Source organism: Flavobacterium sp., from assembly GCF_036759525.1.
GTDB lineage: Bacteria > Bacteroidota > Bacteroidia > Flavobacteriales > Flavobacteriaceae > Flavobacterium.
Genome location: NZ_DAIOUN010000005.1, coordinates 1 through 17,558, shown reverse-complemented (window position 1 = coordinate 17,558; position 17,558 = coordinate 1). Strand labels below are relative to the sequence as shown.

The following is a 17,558-nucleotide window of genomic DNA, read 5'->3' as shown; positions in this document are numbered from 1 at the left end:
TTTTTGTTTACCGATAAAGACAGCATTATTCCTATATTTGAACACACCAATAAAAAACAAAACTGTTTAATGAATTTTTTTAGTATAAAATTTGTTTCAAAACCAATTCAATATATAATTGTTTTTCTGTTTTTTATGGGCCTATTTACCGCCTGCACAACCTACAAAACCCAACTAGGCAGTCAAGCTACTTCGTTTTACAACAATCAATCGCTTGATACGACCACCATTGTGTATTCTGTTTTTTTAACCGGAAATGCGGCGAACACGCAAAATGACGGAGCTACTCCAACACTTTCCAACTTTAAAAAACGGTTGGAAGCCGCTTCAAAAAATAGTACCGTCCTATTTTTAGGCGATAATGTTTTTCCAGTAAAAGGTATAAGTGAAAATCGTTCACTTGGTGAAGATAAACTTTTTAAACAGCTACAACTGACGGATAAATTCAAAGGAAATGTATATTTTATTCCCGGCGATTTTGATTGGGGTAAAGGTTTGAAAGACCTAAAAATTCAAGAAGATTTTATAACTCAAAAGTCTAAGAAAACGGCAAGTGTAATTCCTCAAAAAGGCTGTGGAATTGAAGTTATTTCCTTAAGCCCCACTGTTGAACTGGTAGCTCTTAACTCGCAATGGCTTATAGAAGATTGGGACAAACATCCGGAAATCAATTTCGGTTGTAGCGTGAAAACCAAAGAACAACTTTTTGAAGATTTAGACGATCTCCTTCGTCAAAACCCACACAAGACGGTGCTTCTTGCCACTCATCATCCGCTTTTGAGCAATGGCGTCTATGGCGGACAATATTCGTTACGAGATCAAATTTTTCCGTTAGAAAAAAACATTCCTTTACCTATAATTGGCAGTTTTTACAATCTCTACAGAAAAGCGAGTGGCACCAATCCTATGGATTTACAACATGTAGCCTATAAAGAAATGAATGATCGCATCAAAAGCATCGTTCAAAAATACCAAAATGTGGTAGTGGTTTCGGGTCACGAACAAAATTTACAATACATCAACAAAGAGGGTATTCAACAAATAATCAGTGGCTCCGGTGCTCATTTTACAGAAGCAAGAACAGTTAACCCAAAAGATTTTAGCTATGGCGGAAACGGATATGCTGTTGTAGATATTTTTGCTAACGGAGCTTCAACAGTTTCTTATTACACCACTTCCAATCGAAAAGAAGTGTTACTTTTTAAACAAAAAATCAGCGAACCCGAATCGGATGAGAAGCATCGCAATTACCCCAAACCCGTTGATTCGGAAATCAAACGTTCCGTATTTGGAAGATCTGTAAGTCGAAAAAGCGATATATATCAATTTCTTTGGGGCAAACATTACAAAAGTTATTACAAACAAAATATTGTAGTACAAACTGCCACTTTAGATACACTTTTGGGTGGATTAAAACCCTTAGGTTTTGATACTGAAAACACAACCACTTCACTTTTAACTTCCGACAAAAACGGGAGAGAATATATAATAACTCCTTTACAAAAAGATGCGAGCTCTTTTTTTAAATCTATTGCCTATAGAAACGATGCTTTTTCTACCCCAAACTCCAATACTTTATCCGAAGACTTTCTTAGAGATTACTTTACCACCATTCATCCGTACATTCCTTTGATAATCCCAACTTTGTCTCAAGCCATTAATGTGACGGCTATTCCACATAAATTGTATCACATTCCCAATCAAAATTCGTTAGGAAAATACAACTCCTCCTTTGGTGATCAATTTTATTATGTGGCACCCAAAGCCAATACTACACAAAAAAACAACATTGTGTTTGGGAAACCAAGTAACATCATAGATACAGATGAAATGCTTCACTTAATCAGAACCAATAAAAATCACGAAGTAGATCAGGTAGCCTATATTAGAGCCCGCTTGTTTGATATGCTCATTGGCGATTGGGACAAGCAAGCAAAAAACTGGCGTTGGGCTGTTTTTCAAGAAAAAAATAAAGTGATTTACAAACCCATTCCCATAAATCGCGATCAAGCTTTTGCTAAATATGACGGAGCTTTTCTAAAGCTTTTAAAAACAGTTCCGGAAATGGGACAAATGCACTCCTACTCCTATAATTATCCAAATCCAAAAAAATTTAATGCAGAAGTTTATGCTTTAGATTTGGCACTTTTAGCTTCGGTTGATGAAAAGCTATGGAAGGAACAAGCGCAATACATTCAAGAACATTTAACAAACGACATCATTAACAAAGCTTTTTTGGAATTGCCTTATGAATTGCAAGATGAAACTACATCCAAATTGAAACTCTATTTGCGTAACCGTTTGAAAAAATTGCCTCAAATTGCTAAAAATTACCAAAAGATTATTGATAAAAAAGTTGTAATAGTGGGCACCCACGATAATGATGTGTTTGTTATCAACCGAAATTCAAACGGACAAACAACCGTAGCGGTTTACAATGGAAAAAAGATTCCTGCCAATCTTATTTTTGAACGTACTTTCTCAAAAAAACAAACCCGTGAAATTTGGTTATTTGGTTTGGAAGGTAAAGACGAATTTAGCATGGAAGGCAAAGAGTCTAATGTAATTAAAATTCGACTAATTGGGGGTTTAAATCAAGATTCGTATGTTGTTGAAAACGGTAAAAAAGTGAAAATTCACGATTTCATTTCCAATTCAGGCACCATTCAAAAAGATTCGAAAACAACTGTTTTGCTATCCAACGATTACGAAACCAACACCTACAACTACAAGAGACCAAAATTTAATTCATTGGCTACGGCACCGGTTTTTGGCTTTAATCCGGATGATGGTATGCGTGTTGGAATTCGTTTTGATTTTACACAAAATGGATTCACGGGGCAGCCCTACTCTCAAAAACACCGTTTGCAAACGCAATATTATTTTGCAACACAAGGCTACGACTTAGCTTATAATGGATTGATTAAAAAAGCCTGGGGCAAGTATGATTTAGTACTTGATGCCTCGGCAACTAGCTCCAATTTTGTTCAAAATTTCTTTGGTTTTGGGAACGAAACAACCTATGATACCGATATTGATTTTGATTACAATAGAGTTCGAATGAGTTCCTATAAAGTAAGTCCGGGATTGGTTTGGCATAAAACCAAAGCTACCACATTAACAGCCCGTGCCTATTTTGAAGCTTTTCAAGTTGAAAATACCCCAAACCGATTTATTTCTGAAACACCTATTCCCAATCGTGTTTTTGATTTTCAACCTTTTGCCGGGATTGGATTGTCTTATTTATTTAAAAATTACGACAACGCCTTTGTGCCATCATTAGGCATGGCATTTCAAGCAGATGCCCAATGGACTGTAAATGCAAGTGACTTTACTAGACAGATTCCAAGTGCTTCGGCTAGTTTGAATTTGGTTTATAAATTAACCCCAAATAAAGAGTGGATTTTTGAAACTACATTGCAAGGTACACATCTTTTTAGTGATCATTTCGAATTTTATCAAGCTGCATTTTTGGGAGGAGATACCAATTTACGTGGATTTAGAGACAATCGATTTGCCGGAAAAGCATCGTTTTATCAAGGTTCGGATTTGCGGTATTTTATAGGCCAAATTAAAAATCCGTTTGCTCCCATTAATTATGGAGCTTTTATAGGTTTTGATTACGGCAGAGTTTGGTTTCCTGAAGAAATTTCAAATCGATGGCATCAATCAACCGGATTTGGTGTTTGGATGAATAGCAGTAATGTCATTTCTTCTACTCTATCTTATTTTCATTCCAGCGATGGCGGACGGATTGCATTTGGGATGAAGTTTAATTTTTAATTTTTTTTTTAATTACTTAAATCTGTGTTCAAAAATTAATATTTCCTTCATACTCAAAAAAGGTTTCTTTACAATTGAAATTTCATCTTTGTAAAAATCTTTTCCCATGAAACTAAATTGCTATTTGTTGGCTATCTTAGCCTTGACATGCATCAATTGTTCAAAAATGAAAAAACCACTCAACATAGGTCATCGTGGAGCGATGGGTCATGAAACCGAAAACACCTTGGCTTCTGTTAAAAAAGCATTAGAGTTACATGTGGATATGATAGAAATTGATGTTTTTTTGATAAAAAGTGGCGAATTGGTAGTTTTTCATGATGAAATTTTAGACAGTATAACCAATACTTCCGGGAGAATTGAAGATTTTACGTTTGAAGAATTGCAAAAAGTGATTGTAAAAGGAAACCATCGTATTCCAACGTTGAATGAAGTGATTGAAATCATGGATAGAAAAGTTCCCTTAAACATTGAACTTAAAGGAAAAAACACAGCCCAACCTACTTTTGAAGTATTAAAAAAATACTATCATAAAGGATGGAAAAAAGACGATTTTGTGATTTCCAGTTTTTTATGGAATGAATTGGAAACCTTTAGAAAATTGGATAAAGAAATTCCGATTGCTGTATTGACAGAAGAAAATCCGTTGGAAGCCCTTGCAACCGGAAAAAAATTGAGTGCAGTAGCCATCAACCCTTGGTGGGAAACTTTGACAAAGGAAAATCTCCAACAAATTCACAATGAAGGTTTTCTGATTTACACCTACACGGTAAATGAACCAAAAGATATTAAATGGGTTACCGAATTGGGAGTGGATGGAATTTTTTGTAATTTTCCCGAAAGATTACATTGATGTATGATGTTTTGATTGTGGGTGGTGGAGCAGCCGGTTTTTTTACCGCTATCAATATCGCCGAAAAAAACCCAAACTATAAAATTGCCATTCTGGAGCGTGGAAAAGAAGTGCTAACCAAAGTACGTGTTTCAGGTGGTGGAAGATGCAATGTGACACATGCGTGTTTTGTTCCGAATGATTTAGTGAAATTTTATCCGCGTGGTGAAAAAGAGTTGCGTGGACCATTTCATCAGTTTGGTTCGGGTGATACGATTGAATGGTTTTCCAACCATGGAGTGGAATTAAAAATTGAAGAAGATGGCAGAATGTTTCCGGTTTCCGATTCCTCTCAAACCATTATTGATTGTTTTTTGAATGCTGCCCAAAAACACAAAATTGACATCTTAACCGGACAAAGTGTGCAATCCATTTTTCGTTCGGAAGAAAGTTGGAAAGTTGAAACCAATCAGCAAACATTTCGTTGTGAAAATTTAGTGATGACTACCGGAAGCAATCCCAAAATGTGGGAAATGCTTGAAAAGTTGGGTCATACGATTGTTCCGCCTGTTCCTTCCCTATTTACCTTTAACATCAAAGATAAACGGATTAAAGATCTAATGGGCGTTTCGGCTTTTGCTTCGGTAAAAGTGCAAAACTCAAAACTATCGGCTTCGGGACCACTTTTAATTACCCATTGGGGCCTGAGTGGCCCGGGTATTTTACGTCTATCCGCATGGGGAGCACGTGAATTATTTGAGAAAAATTACCAATTTATTTTGGAAGTCAATTGGCTTAACGATGCCACTTTGGAAGAAACCGAAAACCAATTGAAAGCACTCAAATTGGAACACGCCAAAAAAGTCGTGGGCAAGAAATCCCCTTTTGATTTCCCCAACCGATTGTGGGAAAGTTTGGTACTGGCTTCTGAAATTTCGTTGGAAACCAAATGGGCCGATTTATCCAAAAAACAGCTTCAAAATTTAGCCTTGCAATTGACTAATGGCCAATTTCAAGTGAATGGTAAAAGTACATTTAAAGAGGAATTTGTGACCGCCGGCGGAATCGATTTAAAAGAAATTAACTTTAAAACAATGGAAAGCAAATTGTTACCAAATGTTTATTTTGCCGGTGAAATTTTGAACATCGATGCCATAACGGGAGGATTTAATTTTCAAAATGCCTGGACAGGTGGATTTATTGTGAGTCAAAGTCTGGTTTGAAAGCACTTCTACCCTGCCCGGGATTGAAACGGAAAGCCCAATAAGGACCAAAAAATTAAAACAATTCGCTTCGGTATTCCCAAACTTTGATTAGAAATAAACCCAAAAACACAATAGAAACCACAAATTTCATAAAAGTAGAAGCCAAAAAACCTATAAAAGATCCGGTTGCTGCTTTGAACGCTTTTTGAGAATCTTTGGAATCATGCAACAGCTCTCCAACAAAAGCTCCCACGAATGGCCCAATGATAAACCCAAACGGAATGGGAGCCAAAATGCCTACTACCAAACCAATATTAGTTCCCCAAATGCCGTATTTGCTACCGCCAAAATGCTTGGTCCCTTTTGCCGGAATGATGTAGTCGAGTATGCCCACAACAACTGCAATCACCAATGTAATTCCCAAAACAGTATAGCTCATGGGAACTGCTTTAGTAAGATACAATAATAACAATCCAACCCAACTGATGGGCGGACCGGGTAAAACCGGCAAAAAACTTCCCAGAATACCAATAATCATTAATATAAATGCGATAATTAAAAGTGTCGTATCCATAAATTATTTATTACTTTTGATACATTAAAAATAAGTATTGTTTAGATACAATCGAACAATGAGCAAATTTCATTCGGTTTTTATTCTGTTTTTTTTCTTGGTTTCTTGCCAATACTTCGAAAAGCCTATTCCTTCGGAGGAAGAGTTGCTACAAAAAAAATTAAAACAAATCAATTGGAATGAAGTTACCGTATACCCATCTGTAGCCCAGTGCGATAGTATTTTGGATAAAGAAATTCAAAAAACCTGTTTTTTTGAATACTTATCAGAAGTAATCCATAAGAAACTCAAACCCGACTCTTTAAGTTCTGAGGGTAAAATAATCGATACTATCCAAGTGAGAATTACCGTTTTTCCCGATTCCAGAATTAGTTTTGAACCCCTGTTCCCTGAAAAAGAAACTTCTTACAACAAACCTAAAACCGATAGTATTTTAAAAGCCCGATTGGTAAATTTCCCAAAAATTGAACCCGCCCAAAAAGAAGGAATACCGGTAAAAACCCAATTTATTTTACCCCTAATTCTCAAAGAAGACTAATTATCGGAGCTTATTGAGATACATATTTACCACATTCTCAATTCCTAAATAAAGAGACTCACAAATTAAAGCATGTCCAATAGAAACTTCTAATAACCCCGGAATGTTTTCTTTAAAAAATCGAATATTTTGCAAACTTAAATCGTGCCCGGCATTGATCCCTAAGTCTAATTGATTGGCCAAAATTGCTGCTTCTTGGTAAGGAAGTATAGCTTGTGTATTTCCTAAACCAAATTGATGTGCATACTGTTCTGTATACAATTCAATACGATCTGTTCCTGTAATTTTGGCTCCTTCAATCATTTTTAAATCCGGATCTACAAATATTGATGTTCGAATACCGTTTTGTTTGAACTCTTGGATTACATCCATCAAAAAATCCCGGTTTTTAAGAGTATCCCAACCTGCATTTGAGGTAATCGCATCATCTGCATCGGGAACCAATGTAACTTGAGTTGGTCTTATTTCTAAAACCAAGTCTATGAATTTTCGAACCGGATTTCCTTCAATATTGTATTCGGTATACACGTGATGCTTTAAATCTCGGGCATCTTGGTAACGTATGTGACGTTCATCCGGGCGGGGATGAACCGTTACGCCTTGGGCTCCAAACTTTTGAACATCTTGAGCTACTTGCACCACATTGGGCATATTTCCACCTCTGGAGTTTCTTAGGGTTGCAATTTTATTGATATTTACACTTAACTTTGTCATAGTAAAATAAATTCCTTTTTTCAGAATACAAAAATACAAAGTAAGTAAAGCATTTTTGTCGTCTTTTTTGATTATTTTGCAACGAATTTAAATGGCTATGTTAGATATTACAAATTATATAAATTCCGATTTCAAACCTTTTGAGAGTGACGAGTCCATTCGATTTGTACAGGATTTTTTTGCCGATTTGACTTTTTCGCATTTCCCTGTAATTCAGGAAGGCATTTACATTGGTAGTATTGCAGCCGATGATGTTGTTACTTTTGAAAATCAAAAAAAAATCATTGATTACAAATACACTCTTGAAGGTTTTTTTGCCAGAACCAACATGATTTGGTTGGATGTTTTGGAAGTTTTTGCCCAGAATCATACCAATTTAATCCCTGTTCTAGACGAAAACAACAAATATGTTGGCTATTACGAATTAAATGATATTGTTCAATTTTTTGCCGAAACCCCCTTTTTAAGAGAACAAGGTGGTATAATCGTAGTGAAAAAAAGTAGTAAAGAGTATGCAATGAGTCAAATTGCTCAAATTGTAGAAACCAACAATGGGAGAATATTAGGCCTGTTTATCTCTGAAATTGAAGGCGACTTTGTTCAAGTTACGATAAAAATAGCATTAGGAGGTCTTAATGAAATTATTCAAACATTCAGACGATACAATTATGAAATTATTTCGGAACACCAAGAGGATGCTTATTTGAACAACCTCAAAGAGCGTTCTGATTATTTGGATAAATACCTAAATATTTAACAATGAAAGTTGCTATTTACGGACAATATTATCAAAATGATACGGGTCCCATTATCAAAGACATCTTAAGTTTTTTTAATAAAAACAAGGTGGAATTGATTTTGGAGAAAGAATTCCTAAAAGTATTGCATGAATATAAAATTTGCGACAAAGATTACCCAACTTTTGATTCGCATACTCAGTTAAATTCAGATTTTGATATTTTGATAAGCATTGGAGGTGACGGAACCATTTTGAGGGCAATTACCTATGTGCGGAACTCCGGAATTCCAATACTTGGCATAAATGCCGGAAGATTAGGCTTTTTAGCCAAAGTTCAAAAAGAAAATATCGAACCTTTTTTACAAATTATATTAGAACAAAAATATTCTTTCTCAAAAAGAACTCTTTTGAGCGTAGAAAGCAAACCCAGAAACAAAACTTTACGAGAAATAAATTTTGCCTTAAATGAAATTACCGTAAGTCGTAAAGATACAACCTCTATGATTACGGTAGAAACTCATTTGAATGATGAATATTTAACTTCCTATTGGGCAGACGGCCTTATCATAGCCACTCCAACCGGCTCAACAGGATACTCTTTAAGCTGCGGTGGTCCCGTGCTGACTCCCGATGTAAAAAGTTTGGTTATAACTCCTATAGCCCCGCACAACTTAAATGCCAGACCCTTGGTAATTCCCGACAAAACTGAAATCAGATTGAAAGTAAGCGGAAGAGAACCTCAATATCTGGTATCTTTAGACAGCCGTATTATTGCCATGAACAACAAAACCGAATTGATAATCCGGAAAACACCCTTTAAAATCAACATGGTAGAAATTCCGGACGAGACTTTTCTTAAAACCCTTAGAAACAAATTACTATGGGGTGAAGACAAACGAAACTGATACACTCCAACAAATTAACAGGTAATCAAAATACTATCCTGCTTTTTATTGCGTTTTTTTTGAACTAATTTGTGATAAATAGCAATAAAAAAGACTATTAACTAGTCATAATTGTTATATTTGCACGCTATTTCAAAACCAATGAATAGAACTCTTATTGTTATCGTTTTAATGGCTTTTCAAAACCTTATTCACGCTCAAATTAATGAAGTGGGATTGTTTTTGGGCGGCTCAAATTATATTGGTGATATTGGCCCTACAGACTACGTAGCTCCAAAAGATATTGCTATTGGTTTTGTTTACAAATGGAATAAAAGTGTACGTCATTCGTACCGTTTTTCTTATACTTATGGCAAATTGGAGTCTCAAGACCGTAACTCCGATGTGCCATTGCGAGTAGAACGTGATTTGGCTTTTGACAATTCTGTACATGAATTTTCTGCAGGTCTTGAATTTAATTTTTTTGAATTTGACCTCCATCATTTAAAACCCCAATACACACCTTACATCTATACCGGTTTGAGTTATTTTGCATACTACGAAAAATATTTTCTAGGAAAAGATTTAAAAGAAGATTATAGAGAAGGAGCCCTCGCTATTCCTATGATTTTAGGTTTTAAAGCAAGACTAACCCAAAATTTTGTAATAGGTATTGAGGCCGGTGCCCGATATACTTTTACAGACAATTTGGACGGAAGTAATCCGAAAAATGAGAACCTTAGCGAATTGAAATTTGGAAATATAAACAGTAAAGATTGGTATGTATTTACCGGATTTACGTTAACTTACACTTTTGGAGAAAACCCATGTTTTTGTCCACGATAAAATGAATACTATAGATTTAATAAATAAAGAAACACTACCGCAACATCTGGCAATTATTATGGATGGAAACGGTCGTTGGGCAAAACAAAAAGGAATGCTACGGGTTTTTGGTCATGAAAATGGCACAAAAGCAGTACGCAAAACCGTAGAAGCTTGTGCTCAATTGGGTATAAAAAACCTTACTCTTTATGCTTTTTCTACCGAAAATTGGAATAGACCCAAAACAGAAGTAGATACCCTGATGAACTTACTCATCAAATCCCTGAAAAAAGAACTCAAAACGCTACAGGAAAACAAAATTAAACTGAATAGTATTGGCAATTTGGAAAAACTACCCGAGTCGGCAAGGGTAGAACTTTTAGAAGTTATTAACAAAACCAAATCAAATGAACAGATGACTCTCACTTTAGCTTTAAGCTATGGATCCCGAGAAGAACTGGTTTCAGCCGTAAAACAAATAAGCAATAAAGTTAAAAATAATATAATTTCGCCGGAATCTATTGACGAAACAATTATTAATCAACATCTTTACACACACAATCTTCCTGATGTAGACCTGGTTATACGAACTAGTGGCGAACACAGAATAAGTAATTTTTTATTATGGCAAATAGCTTATGCCGAGTTTTATTTTACTGAAGTATTGTGGCCGGATTTTAGAGAAGAACATTTATATGAAGCTATCATTAGTTATCAAAAAAGAGAACGTAGGTTTGGAAAAACAAGTGAACAAATCAAATAAAATATACAGATTGAAAAAATATACCTCTATTCTATTTTTACTTCTTTTAGGAAGTAGTTTTCATTTAATTGCACAAGAAAAAGCCCCCTTTGAAAGAGGTTCACAATACATTCTAGGCGATATAGAAGTTACCGGAAAAATCAGCTTTAACCAACAGACTGTAGTTACTTTTGCCGGCCTTGAAAAAGGGCAAAGAATTGTAGTGCCCGGAGAAGAAATAAGTACCGCAATTAAAAAAATCGGAAAACTGGGCTTGTTTAGTGATATTGACATGTACATCACCGAAATTAAAGGTGACACCATTTTTTTGGAACTTAACCTAATCGAATTGCCCAAACTTAGCGATGTAAAAATTAATGGTGTAAAAAAAGGAAAAGCCGAAACTATAATCAAAGATAATGGCCTTACAAAAGGAAAAGTTGTAAATGAAAATCTAATTACTACGACCAAAAACAACATTGAAAGCAACTACAAAAAAGACGGTTATTACAATGCAAAAGCTGTAGTAGTTACTTATCCGGATACTACAGCGGGTAACAACGTACAAATGGTTGTAAATGTAGATAGGGGAAGTAAAATAAAAATTAATTCTATAGAAATTGAAGGAAACGAATTTCTAACCGATAAAAAAGTTAGAAAAGCCATGAGCGGTACGAAAATTAAATTTCCGGGTCGTTTTTGGAAAGGCTCAAAGTACATTAAAGATACCTATAAAGAAGATTTGACCAAAATTATTTCCAAATACAAAGAAAAAGGATTCAGAGATGCTCGTATTCTGTCTGATAGCGTTTTCTTCAATAAAGACAAAAATACCATTGGCATAAAAATCAAAGTAGAAGAAGGAAAAAAATACTATTTTGGAAACATCAAATTCCTAGGAAATACAATATATTCAGACCAATATTTAAGTCGCGTTTTAGGAATCAATAAAGGGGAAACATACAATGGCGTTTTATTGGAAGAACGTATTGCAAATAAGAAAAATCCAGACGCAAATGATATAACCAATTTGTATCAAAACAATGGATATTTATTTTCTAGTGTAAACCCTGTAGAGGTAAAAACGGCCAATGATACCATTGACTTTGAAATCCGAATTATCGAAGGTCCATTGGCATACTTTAATAAAATTTCAGTAGTTGGTAATGAAAAAACCAATGACCATGTGATTTACAGAGAACTAAGAACAAAACCCGGTCAAAAATACAGTAAAGAAGCCTTGGTAAGAACCATACGTGAAATTGGACAATTGGGATTCTTTGATCCGGAATCAATAGACCCTAAATTCAAAAATGTAGATCCTGCAGCAGGAACTCTGGACATCGAATACAATCTGGTTGAAAAAGGGTCAAGTCAAATTGAGCTTCAAGGTGGTTACGGCGGAGGTGGCTTTATTGGTACTTTGGGTCTTTCTTTTAATAATTTCTCAGCTCGAAACATTTTCAACAAAGAGGCTTACAAACCCTTACCTATGGGTGATGGTCAAAGAATGTCACTTAGACTGCAAGCCAGTTCATTTTTTCAAACTTACAGTTTAACTTTTTCTGAGCCTTGGTGGGGTGGAAAAAAACCCATCCAATTTTCAACATCTATATCACATAGTAAGCAGTTTTTAAACGACTTCCGAACTCGAAATGTAGATAGAACACGTAGTTTCAATATTACTTCTATATCTGTTGGTATTGGAAAAAGATTAAATACCCCGGATGACTTTTTTAATTTATCTCAGGCAATAAGTTTCCAATATTACGATTTAAATAATTACAATACAGGTCTCTTTACCTTTGGTAATGGTTCATCACGCAACTTTGCCTATACCGTTGGTTTAACTAGAAATAACAAAGGGATAAATCCTATTTTCCCGGTTTATGGCTCAGAATTCTCAATCTCTGCCAAAGTAACTCCGCCTTATTCGCTATTTAATGGTATTGATTATAAAAACTTAGAAAATTTAGAAGCCTACAAAGTTAGAACTACTACAGAACAAACAGATCCTACAACCGGAAACATTATTCCAATTGGGACTTATTTAAATGAAAGTGGCCAACCCGTGGATAATTTTCAAGATGCTGCTGCTGATAGAGCTAAAATTGACCAAAAAAGATTCAATTATTTAGAATTCTATAAAATTAAACTTAGAGCTGATTGGTATACCAAAATTGCCGGAACCAATCAAAAAGCTTTAGTTTTCAGAACACTAGGAGAATTCGGATACATGGGAGCTTACAATCAAGATAGGGGTCTAGTTCCTTTTGAGAGATTTTTCCTGGGTGGTGATGGATTAGCCAATTTTGCATTAGACGGACGGGAAATTATTCAGCTCCGTGGCTATCCTAACCAATCATTATCAAGTATTGATGGGGGTACTATATACAACAAATTCACCATGGAATTAAGATATCCCCTAACATTAAAATCGGCTGCATCCATTTTTGTTTTAGGATTTGTAGAAGCCGGAGCTTCATACAATAACTTTAAAGAGTACAATCCTTTTGTTATGCAACGCTCAGCCGGATTTGGTTTACGTGTATTTATGCCAGCCTTTGGACTCTTAGGAATTGATTTCGGACACGGATTTGATCCGATCCCGGGTCAAACTCAAAAAAATGGATGGGAAACACATTTTATTATCGGACAACAATTTTAATTGTTAATTTCTGTTATATTTACATTATAATTTTAGAAATATGAAGAAATTACTTTTTTTAGTTCTTGTTTCATTGTTAAACAATACGATTGAAGCCCAAACTCGAGGTATTCGTATAGGTTACATAGACATGGAATATATCTTACAAAATGTTCCGGATTACACAGAAGCCAACAATCAATTGGAATTGAAAGCTCAAAAATGGAAACAAGAAATCGAAGCTAAAAGAACTGAAATTAACGAATTAAAAGAAGCTCTTAAAAACGAAAGAGTACTTTTAACCAAGGAATTAATTGAAGAAAAAGAGGAAGAAATTGCTTTTCTTGAAAATGAACTTTTGGAATACCAACAAAAAAGATTTGGCCCCAACGGCGACTTGGTTGTTCAAAAAGCTGTATTGGTAAAACCTATTCAAGATCAAGTATTTACTGCCGTACAAGATATTGCAGAAGTTCGTAAATACGATTTCATTTTAGATAAATCATCAGACCTAACAGTTCTTTTTGCTGCCAAACGATACGACATAAGCGATCAAGTTATTCGATCTTTAACAAGAGCGTCCAAAAGAGAGCAAATGAGTAAAAAAGAACTCAAGGCTCTTGAAGAAAAAGAAAGGAAAGAAGATTTTGTAGATGACAATCCTGCATTAGCTGAAAGAAAACGCATACTCGAAGAACGAAAAGCTCAGAGAGATAGTATTGCTGAAGCCCGCAAATTGGCAACCGAAGCAAAGAAAAAAGAATTTGAAGATCGAAGAGCAAAATTACTAGAAGAAAGATCTGCCAAAAAAAGTGGCACAGTTTCTGATAAACCCAAATCAGAGGAGTCTTCTTCCGATAAAGAAAATAGTGAATCCACTCCTTCTCCAAAAGATAAAGCGGCAGAAACCAGACAAAAAGCAGCAGAGGCAAGACAGAAAGCAATAGATGATCGGAAAAGAGAAATTGAAGAACGCAAACAAAAAATATTAGCCGACAGAGAAGCTGCCAAAAAAGCTAAGGAAGAAAAAGATAAAGAAAAACAAAACGAAAACAATAATTAATAACAACTAGAAATGATGAAACAATTGAAAAATTTATTTTTTGCAGCCCTTTTTATATTAGGTGCATCACAAAGCATTACTGCTCAAACTAAAATAGCTCATGTAGACACAAATGAACTTTTTACTAAAATGCCTGCTATGATTGATGCTCAAAAACAATTGGAACAATTGAGCAAACAATACGATTCGGAATTTAAAAATATGGCCGATGAATATTATTCAAAACTAAAAAAATACGAAGAAGAAGCCAACAAAGTTGATGACAAAACCAATCAGGAAAGAACTAAGGAAATCAACGACATGGAAAAAAGAATTCGTGATTACAGAGATAATGCTCAAAAAGAGTTACAACAAAAAGAATCAGATTTAGCAAAACCTCTTATGGATAAAATTAGAGCTTCTATTGCTAAAGTAGGTAAAGCGAAAGGATTCAATTATGTAATAGATGTAAATAGTGCCATATTTGCAGACGGAACCGATTTAACCAATGATGTAAAGAAAGATTTAGGATTCTAATTCATCCTTTAATCCAAAAAAAGCTCAAATCTAAATTTAGAATTTGAGCTTTTTTTTTATTTTTGATTATGACAAATTCAAATCCTATAGGTCTATTTGATTCGGGTATTGGAGGTACTTCAATATGGAGAGAAATTCATTCGCTTTTACCTAATGAAAGTACTATTTACTTAGCCGATAGTAAAAATGCACCCTATGGACAAAAATCTAAAGATGAAATCATTCATCTAAGCTTTAAAAACACAGAATTTTTATTAAATAAAAACGCCAAACTTATTGTTGTGGCATGTAATACTGCAACTACGAATGCGATTAAGGAACTTCGTTCCAAATACGACATTCCATTTATCGGAATAGAACCGGCAATAAAACCAGCGGCAAATCAATCTCAAACTCACACTATCGGTGTTTTGGCGACTAAAGGCACATTAACAAGTGAATTGTTTAGTAAAAGTGTTTTAAATTATCCAAACACCAAAATAATTGAGCAAATTGGTTACGGACTAGTACCCTTAATTGAAGAAGGAAAACAAGATTCAGTTGAAACGTTAAAATTACTCGAATCGTTTCTAACTCCCATGATTAAGGCAAACATAGATTATTTAGTTTTAGGCTGTAGTCATTATCCCTATTTGATACCTCAAATAAAAAAAATCCTTCCTCCGCACATTAAAATCATAGACTCCGGAGAAGCTGTAGCACGTCAAACCAAATCGGTTTTAAATGAAAAAATTGGATTTAACACCTCCTCAACACCTTTCACTGAATTTTATATAAATGCTAATCCTAATGTTCTTAAAAACATTTTAAACGGCCCTTTCAATATCATTGAAAGGGACTTCTAAATTAATCCTCTTTAAACCAACTTGAATACATTACGTAATTCTTTGAAATACGTTCTATTTCTCCTGAAAATGCAGACTCATCTATAGATTTTACTTTTTTGGCAGGAACACCTGCATAAATGGATCCCGATTCTATATGTGTGTTTTGAGTTACAACAGCTCCAGCCGCTATAATAGAATTACTTTCTACAATACAATTATCCATTACAATAGCTCCCATTCCAATTAACACATTGTCCTTAATGGTACAACCGTGTACAATGGCGTTGTGTCCAATAGAAACATTATTACCTATAACTGTTGGATGTTTTTGATACGTACAATGTATTACAGCACCATCCTGAATGTTTACTTTATTTCCAATGGATATAAAATGGACATCGCCTCTAATTACTGCATTAAACCACACACTACATTCAGCTCCAAAGGTTACATCCCCTACAATAGTTGCGTTTTCGGCAATAAAACAATCTTTCGGAATTAATGGTGATTTTCCGTTTACTGATTTGATTATCATAAAATAAGTTAAAAAAACCCGTTACAAGGTAACGGGTATAGAGATTAATTAATTGCTGGACAGTTACACTCAAATTTGTCTCGTTTACAGAACAGATTGATTCCCAAGGTGAGCTGATGAAAACCTGCATTATCAAAACGAACATTTCCTGCCAAATAAGAATAAGTGTAAGCAAACATAAATTGGTTATAATTCACTCCAATAATAGGTGTAAAATATTGAAGCTTTTGGTCGGAAACCGAATTTCCGTCTACAAATTGGGCTCCGTCAAAACTTCTACGATATGACAATCCTCCCCAAATTTTTCCAAAGTCTAAATCCTTATATACTTTTAAATTTAAATCAATAGATTTTTCTTGAGTTTGCTCTACAAGTTGAAACAAAAATGAAGGTTCAAATTGTATTCTTTCACTTTCGCCAAAGACATAACCGGCACTAAATAAATACTTTCTAAGATTATCTGACTCAAACTCTGTGTAAATCTCTCTTCTAATATTTGCAATAGCATTTTTCACGGTGAAATGTGCATAAAACTCAAGATAATTATAGGATGCCCCTAAATCAACATTGAAATACGAATCTTTCTGATAAATCCCCCCAATAATCGGATCAAAATTTTGATTATCTAAAAAAGAAGTCTCATCTAATTGACTTTGAACCAATGCTCCACTGATACCAAATGACAATTGATTTAAATCTATTTCACTTCTGGAAAACATAATATGGTGTGCATAGGTTAATTTTACCCCTTTTTGTGAATGGTATCCATTTCTATCTGTAAACAAAATAGCTCCTACACCAGATCTTTCTCCAACACTTGTGTTAAAACTCAAGGTACTTAATTGAGGAGCTTCAGATTGATCAAACCATTGACCTCTTGTAGTTAATCTAACTTTACCACAGTTTGCAGCACCCGCCATTGAAGGGTGTATAAGATAATAATTGTCTGTTAAATAATCTGAATAAACCGCTATTCCCTCTTGAGAATAAATGCTTTGTGTTACAAGTGCAACTAATACTAAATACCTTTTTTTGATTTTAAGATTCATGGGGTTTTATCGTTTTAATGAAAAATGCTTTTTAAACACCTTAATTTGTCCTTGTTCTTCATACTCTACTGTAAACCAATAATCT

At 34.7% G+C, this 17,558-nt stretch carries 16 protein-coding genes; 12 read left to right on the top strand and 4 right to left on the bottom strand.

All coding sequences use genetic code 11. The features are described from left to right. The first annotated feature begins 69 nt into the window (after window positions 1-69). The 3 genes from V7M80_RS05600 to V7M80_RS05590 all read left to right on the top strand — a co-directional run bounded on the left by V7M80_RS05600 (window position 70) and on the right by V7M80_RS05590 (window position 5,838). The gene (locus tag V7M80_RS05600; RefSeq protein WP_333694640.1) at window positions 70-3,783 is read left to right on the top strand and encodes a metallophosphoesterase; all 3,714 of its coding nucleotides are present in this window, start codon (window positions 70-72) and stop codon (window positions 3,781-3,783) included. A 166-nt stretch (window positions 3,784-3,949) separates the two neighbouring features. Continuing rightward, on the top strand, window positions 3,950-4,636 hold the full coding sequence (locus tag V7M80_RS05595; protein WP_333694639.1) for a glycerophosphodiester phosphodiesterase: 687 nt from the start codon (window positions 3,950-3,952) through the stop codon (window positions 4,634-4,636). Further along, a complete protein-coding gene (locus tag V7M80_RS05590; RefSeq protein ID WP_442902342.1) occupies window positions 4,636-5,838 on the top strand; it encodes an NAD(P)/FAD-dependent oxidoreductase in 1,203 nt (400 codons plus the stop codon). The genes V7M80_RS05595 and V7M80_RS05590 overlap by 1 nt, the downstream gene beginning before the upstream one ends. 55 nt (window positions 5,839-5,893) lie before the next feature. Here the strand turns inward: V7M80_RS05590 and V7M80_RS05585 are convergent, their stop codons facing one another. After that, window positions 5,894-6,394 carry a DUF456 domain-containing protein gene (locus tag V7M80_RS05585; protein ID WP_333694638.1) on the bottom strand — a complete coding sequence of 167 codons (501 nt, stop codon included), beginning with the start codon at window positions 6,392-6,394 and terminating at the stop codon, window positions 5,894-5,896. Window positions 6,395-6,452: 58 nt separating this feature from the next. Here V7M80_RS05585 and V7M80_RS05580 point away from each other — a divergent pair, with 58 nt between their 5' ends. Then, window positions 6,453-6,932 (top strand): hypothetical protein, encoded by a 480-nt coding sequence (locus V7M80_RS05580; RefSeq protein WP_333694637.1) that lies wholly within the window; start codon window positions 6,453-6,455, stop codon window positions 6,930-6,932. Here the strand turns inward: V7M80_RS05580 and V7M80_RS05575 are convergent, their stop codons facing one another. Further along, window positions 6,933-7,646 (bottom strand): pyridoxine 5'-phosphate synthase, encoded by a 714-nt coding sequence (locus V7M80_RS05575; protein ID WP_333694636.1) that lies wholly within the window; start codon window positions 7,644-7,646, stop codon window positions 6,933-6,935. A 97-nt stretch (window positions 7,647-7,743) separates the two neighbouring features. On the opposite strand from V7M80_RS05575, the gene V7M80_RS05570 reads away from it, so the two are divergent. The 8 genes from V7M80_RS05570 (at window position 7,744) to murI (ending at window position 15,907) form a co-directional block, all read left to right on the top strand. Next, the gene (locus V7M80_RS05570) at window positions 7,744-8,403 is read left to right on the top strand and encodes a CBS domain-containing protein (protein WP_333694635.1); all 660 of its coding nucleotides are present in this window, start codon (window positions 7,744-7,746) and stop codon (window positions 8,401-8,403) included. 2 nt (window positions 8,404-8,405) lie between these two features. Beyond that, on the top strand, window positions 8,406-9,290 hold the full coding sequence (locus V7M80_RS05565) for an NAD kinase (RefSeq protein ID WP_333694634.1): 885 nt from the start codon (window positions 8,406-8,408) through the stop codon (window positions 9,288-9,290). Window positions 9,291-9,431: 141 nt separating this feature from the next. Continuing rightward, window positions 9,432-10,115, top strand: coding sequence for a type IX secretion system protein PorG (porG, locus tag V7M80_RS05560; RefSeq protein ID WP_333694633.1), 684 nt, complete (start codon window positions 9,432-9,434; stop codon window positions 10,113-10,115). A 1-nt stretch (window position 10,116) separates the two neighbouring features. Then, entirely contained in the window at window positions 10,117-10,857 is a 741-nt protein-coding gene (locus V7M80_RS05555; protein ID WP_333694632.1) for an isoprenyl transferase, read from the top strand. Next, complete coding sequence (locus V7M80_RS05550) at window positions 10,790-13,504, top strand: BamA/OMP85 family outer membrane protein (protein WP_333694631.1); 2,715 nt, start codon at window positions 10,790-10,792, stop codon at window positions 13,502-13,504. Before V7M80_RS05555 ends, V7M80_RS05550 begins: the two co-directional genes overlap by 68 nt. Window positions 13,505-13,544: 40 nt before the next feature. Continuing rightward, complete coding sequence (locus V7M80_RS05545) at window positions 13,545-14,546, top strand: OmpH family outer membrane protein (RefSeq protein ID WP_333694630.1); 1,002 nt, start codon at window positions 13,545-13,547, stop codon at window positions 14,544-14,546. A gap of 12 nt (window positions 14,547-14,558) precedes the next feature. Then, a complete protein-coding gene (locus tag V7M80_RS05540) occupies window positions 14,559-15,062 on the top strand; it encodes an OmpH family outer membrane protein (RefSeq protein WP_333694629.1) in 504 nt (167 codons plus the stop codon). A 68-nt stretch (window positions 15,063-15,130) separates the two neighbouring features. Further along, the gene (gene murI, locus V7M80_RS05535) at window positions 15,131-15,907 is read left to right on the top strand and encodes a glutamate racemase (protein WP_333694628.1); all 777 of its coding nucleotides are present in this window, start codon (window positions 15,131-15,133) and stop codon (window positions 15,905-15,907) included. 1 nt (window position 15,908) lies between these two features. On the opposite strand, the gene V7M80_RS05530 is transcribed toward murI, so the two are convergent. Together V7M80_RS05530 and V7M80_RS05525 are read right to left on the bottom strand one after the other, a co-directional pair. Next, a complete protein-coding gene (locus tag V7M80_RS05530; protein ID WP_333694627.1) occupies window positions 15,909-16,424 on the bottom strand; it encodes a gamma carbonic anhydrase family protein in 516 nt (171 codons plus the stop codon). 44 nt (window positions 16,425-16,468) lie between these two features. Then, window positions 16,469-17,473, bottom strand: a complete 1,005-nt coding sequence (locus V7M80_RS05525) for a PorP/SprF family type IX secretion system membrane protein (RefSeq protein WP_333694626.1) — start codon at window positions 17,471-17,473, stop codon at window positions 16,469-16,471. Between the last annotated feature and the right edge of the window lie 85 nt (window positions 17,474-17,558).

What these genes read in the sequence shown, in the direction of transcription:
- V7M80_RS05550 (WP_333694631.1), top strand. Translation starts at nt 10,790, where the DNA reads ATGAAGCTATCATTAGTTATCAAAAAAGAGAACGTAGGTTTGGAAAAA.
- V7M80_RS05590 (WP_442902342.1), top strand. Translation starts at nt 4,636, where the DNA reads ATGTATGATGTTTTGATTGTGGGTGGTGGAGCAGCCGGTTTTTTTACC.
- V7M80_RS05555 (WP_333694632.1), top strand. Translation starts at nt 10,117, where the DNA reads ATGAATACTATAGATTTAATAAATAAAGAAACACTACCGCAACATCTG.
- V7M80_RS05570 (WP_333694635.1), top strand. Translation starts at nt 7,744, where the DNA reads ATGTTAGATATTACAAATTATATAAATTCCGATTTCAAACCTTTTGAG.
- murI (WP_333694628.1), top strand. Translation starts at nt 15,131, where the DNA reads ATGACAAATTCAAATCCTATAGGTCTATTTGATTCGGGTATTGGAGGT.
- V7M80_RS05545 (WP_333694630.1), top strand. Translation starts at nt 13,545, where the DNA reads ATGAAGAAATTACTTTTTTTAGTTCTTGTTTCATTGTTAAACAATACG.
- V7M80_RS05530 (WP_333694627.1), bottom strand. Translation starts at nt 16,424, where the DNA reads ATGATAATCAAATCAGTAAACGGAAAATCACCATTAATTCCGAAAGAT.
- V7M80_RS05585 (WP_333694638.1), bottom strand. Translation starts at nt 6,394, where the DNA reads ATGGATACGACACTTTTAATTATCGCATTTATATTAATGATTATTGGT.
- V7M80_RS05575 (WP_333694636.1), bottom strand. Translation starts at nt 7,646, where the DNA reads ATGACAAAGTTAAGTGTAAATATCAATAAAATTGCAACCCTAAGAAAC.
- V7M80_RS05600 (WP_333694640.1), top strand. Translation starts at nt 70, where the DNA reads ATGAATTTTTTTAGTATAAAATTTGTTTCAAAACCAATTCAATATATA.
- porG (WP_333694633.1), top strand. Translation starts at nt 9,432, where the DNA reads ATGAATAGAACTCTTATTGTTATCGTTTTAATGGCTTTTCAAAACCTT.
- V7M80_RS05595 (WP_333694639.1), top strand. Translation starts at nt 3,950, where the DNA reads ATGAAAAAACCACTCAACATAGGTCATCGTGGAGCGATGGGTCATGAA.
- V7M80_RS05565 (WP_333694634.1), top strand. Translation starts at nt 8,406, where the DNA reads ATGAAAGTTGCTATTTACGGACAATATTATCAAAATGATACGGGTCCC.
- V7M80_RS05525 (WP_333694626.1), bottom strand. Translation starts at nt 17,473, where the DNA reads ATGAATCTTAAAATCAAAAAAAGGTATTTAGTATTAGTTGCACTTGTA.
- V7M80_RS05540 (WP_333694629.1), top strand. Translation starts at nt 14,559, where the DNA reads ATGATGAAACAATTGAAAAATTTATTTTTTGCAGCCCTTTTTATATTA.
- V7M80_RS05580 (WP_333694637.1), top strand. Translation starts at nt 6,453, where the DNA reads ATGAGCAAATTTCATTCGGTTTTTATTCTGTTTTTTTTCTTGGTTTCT.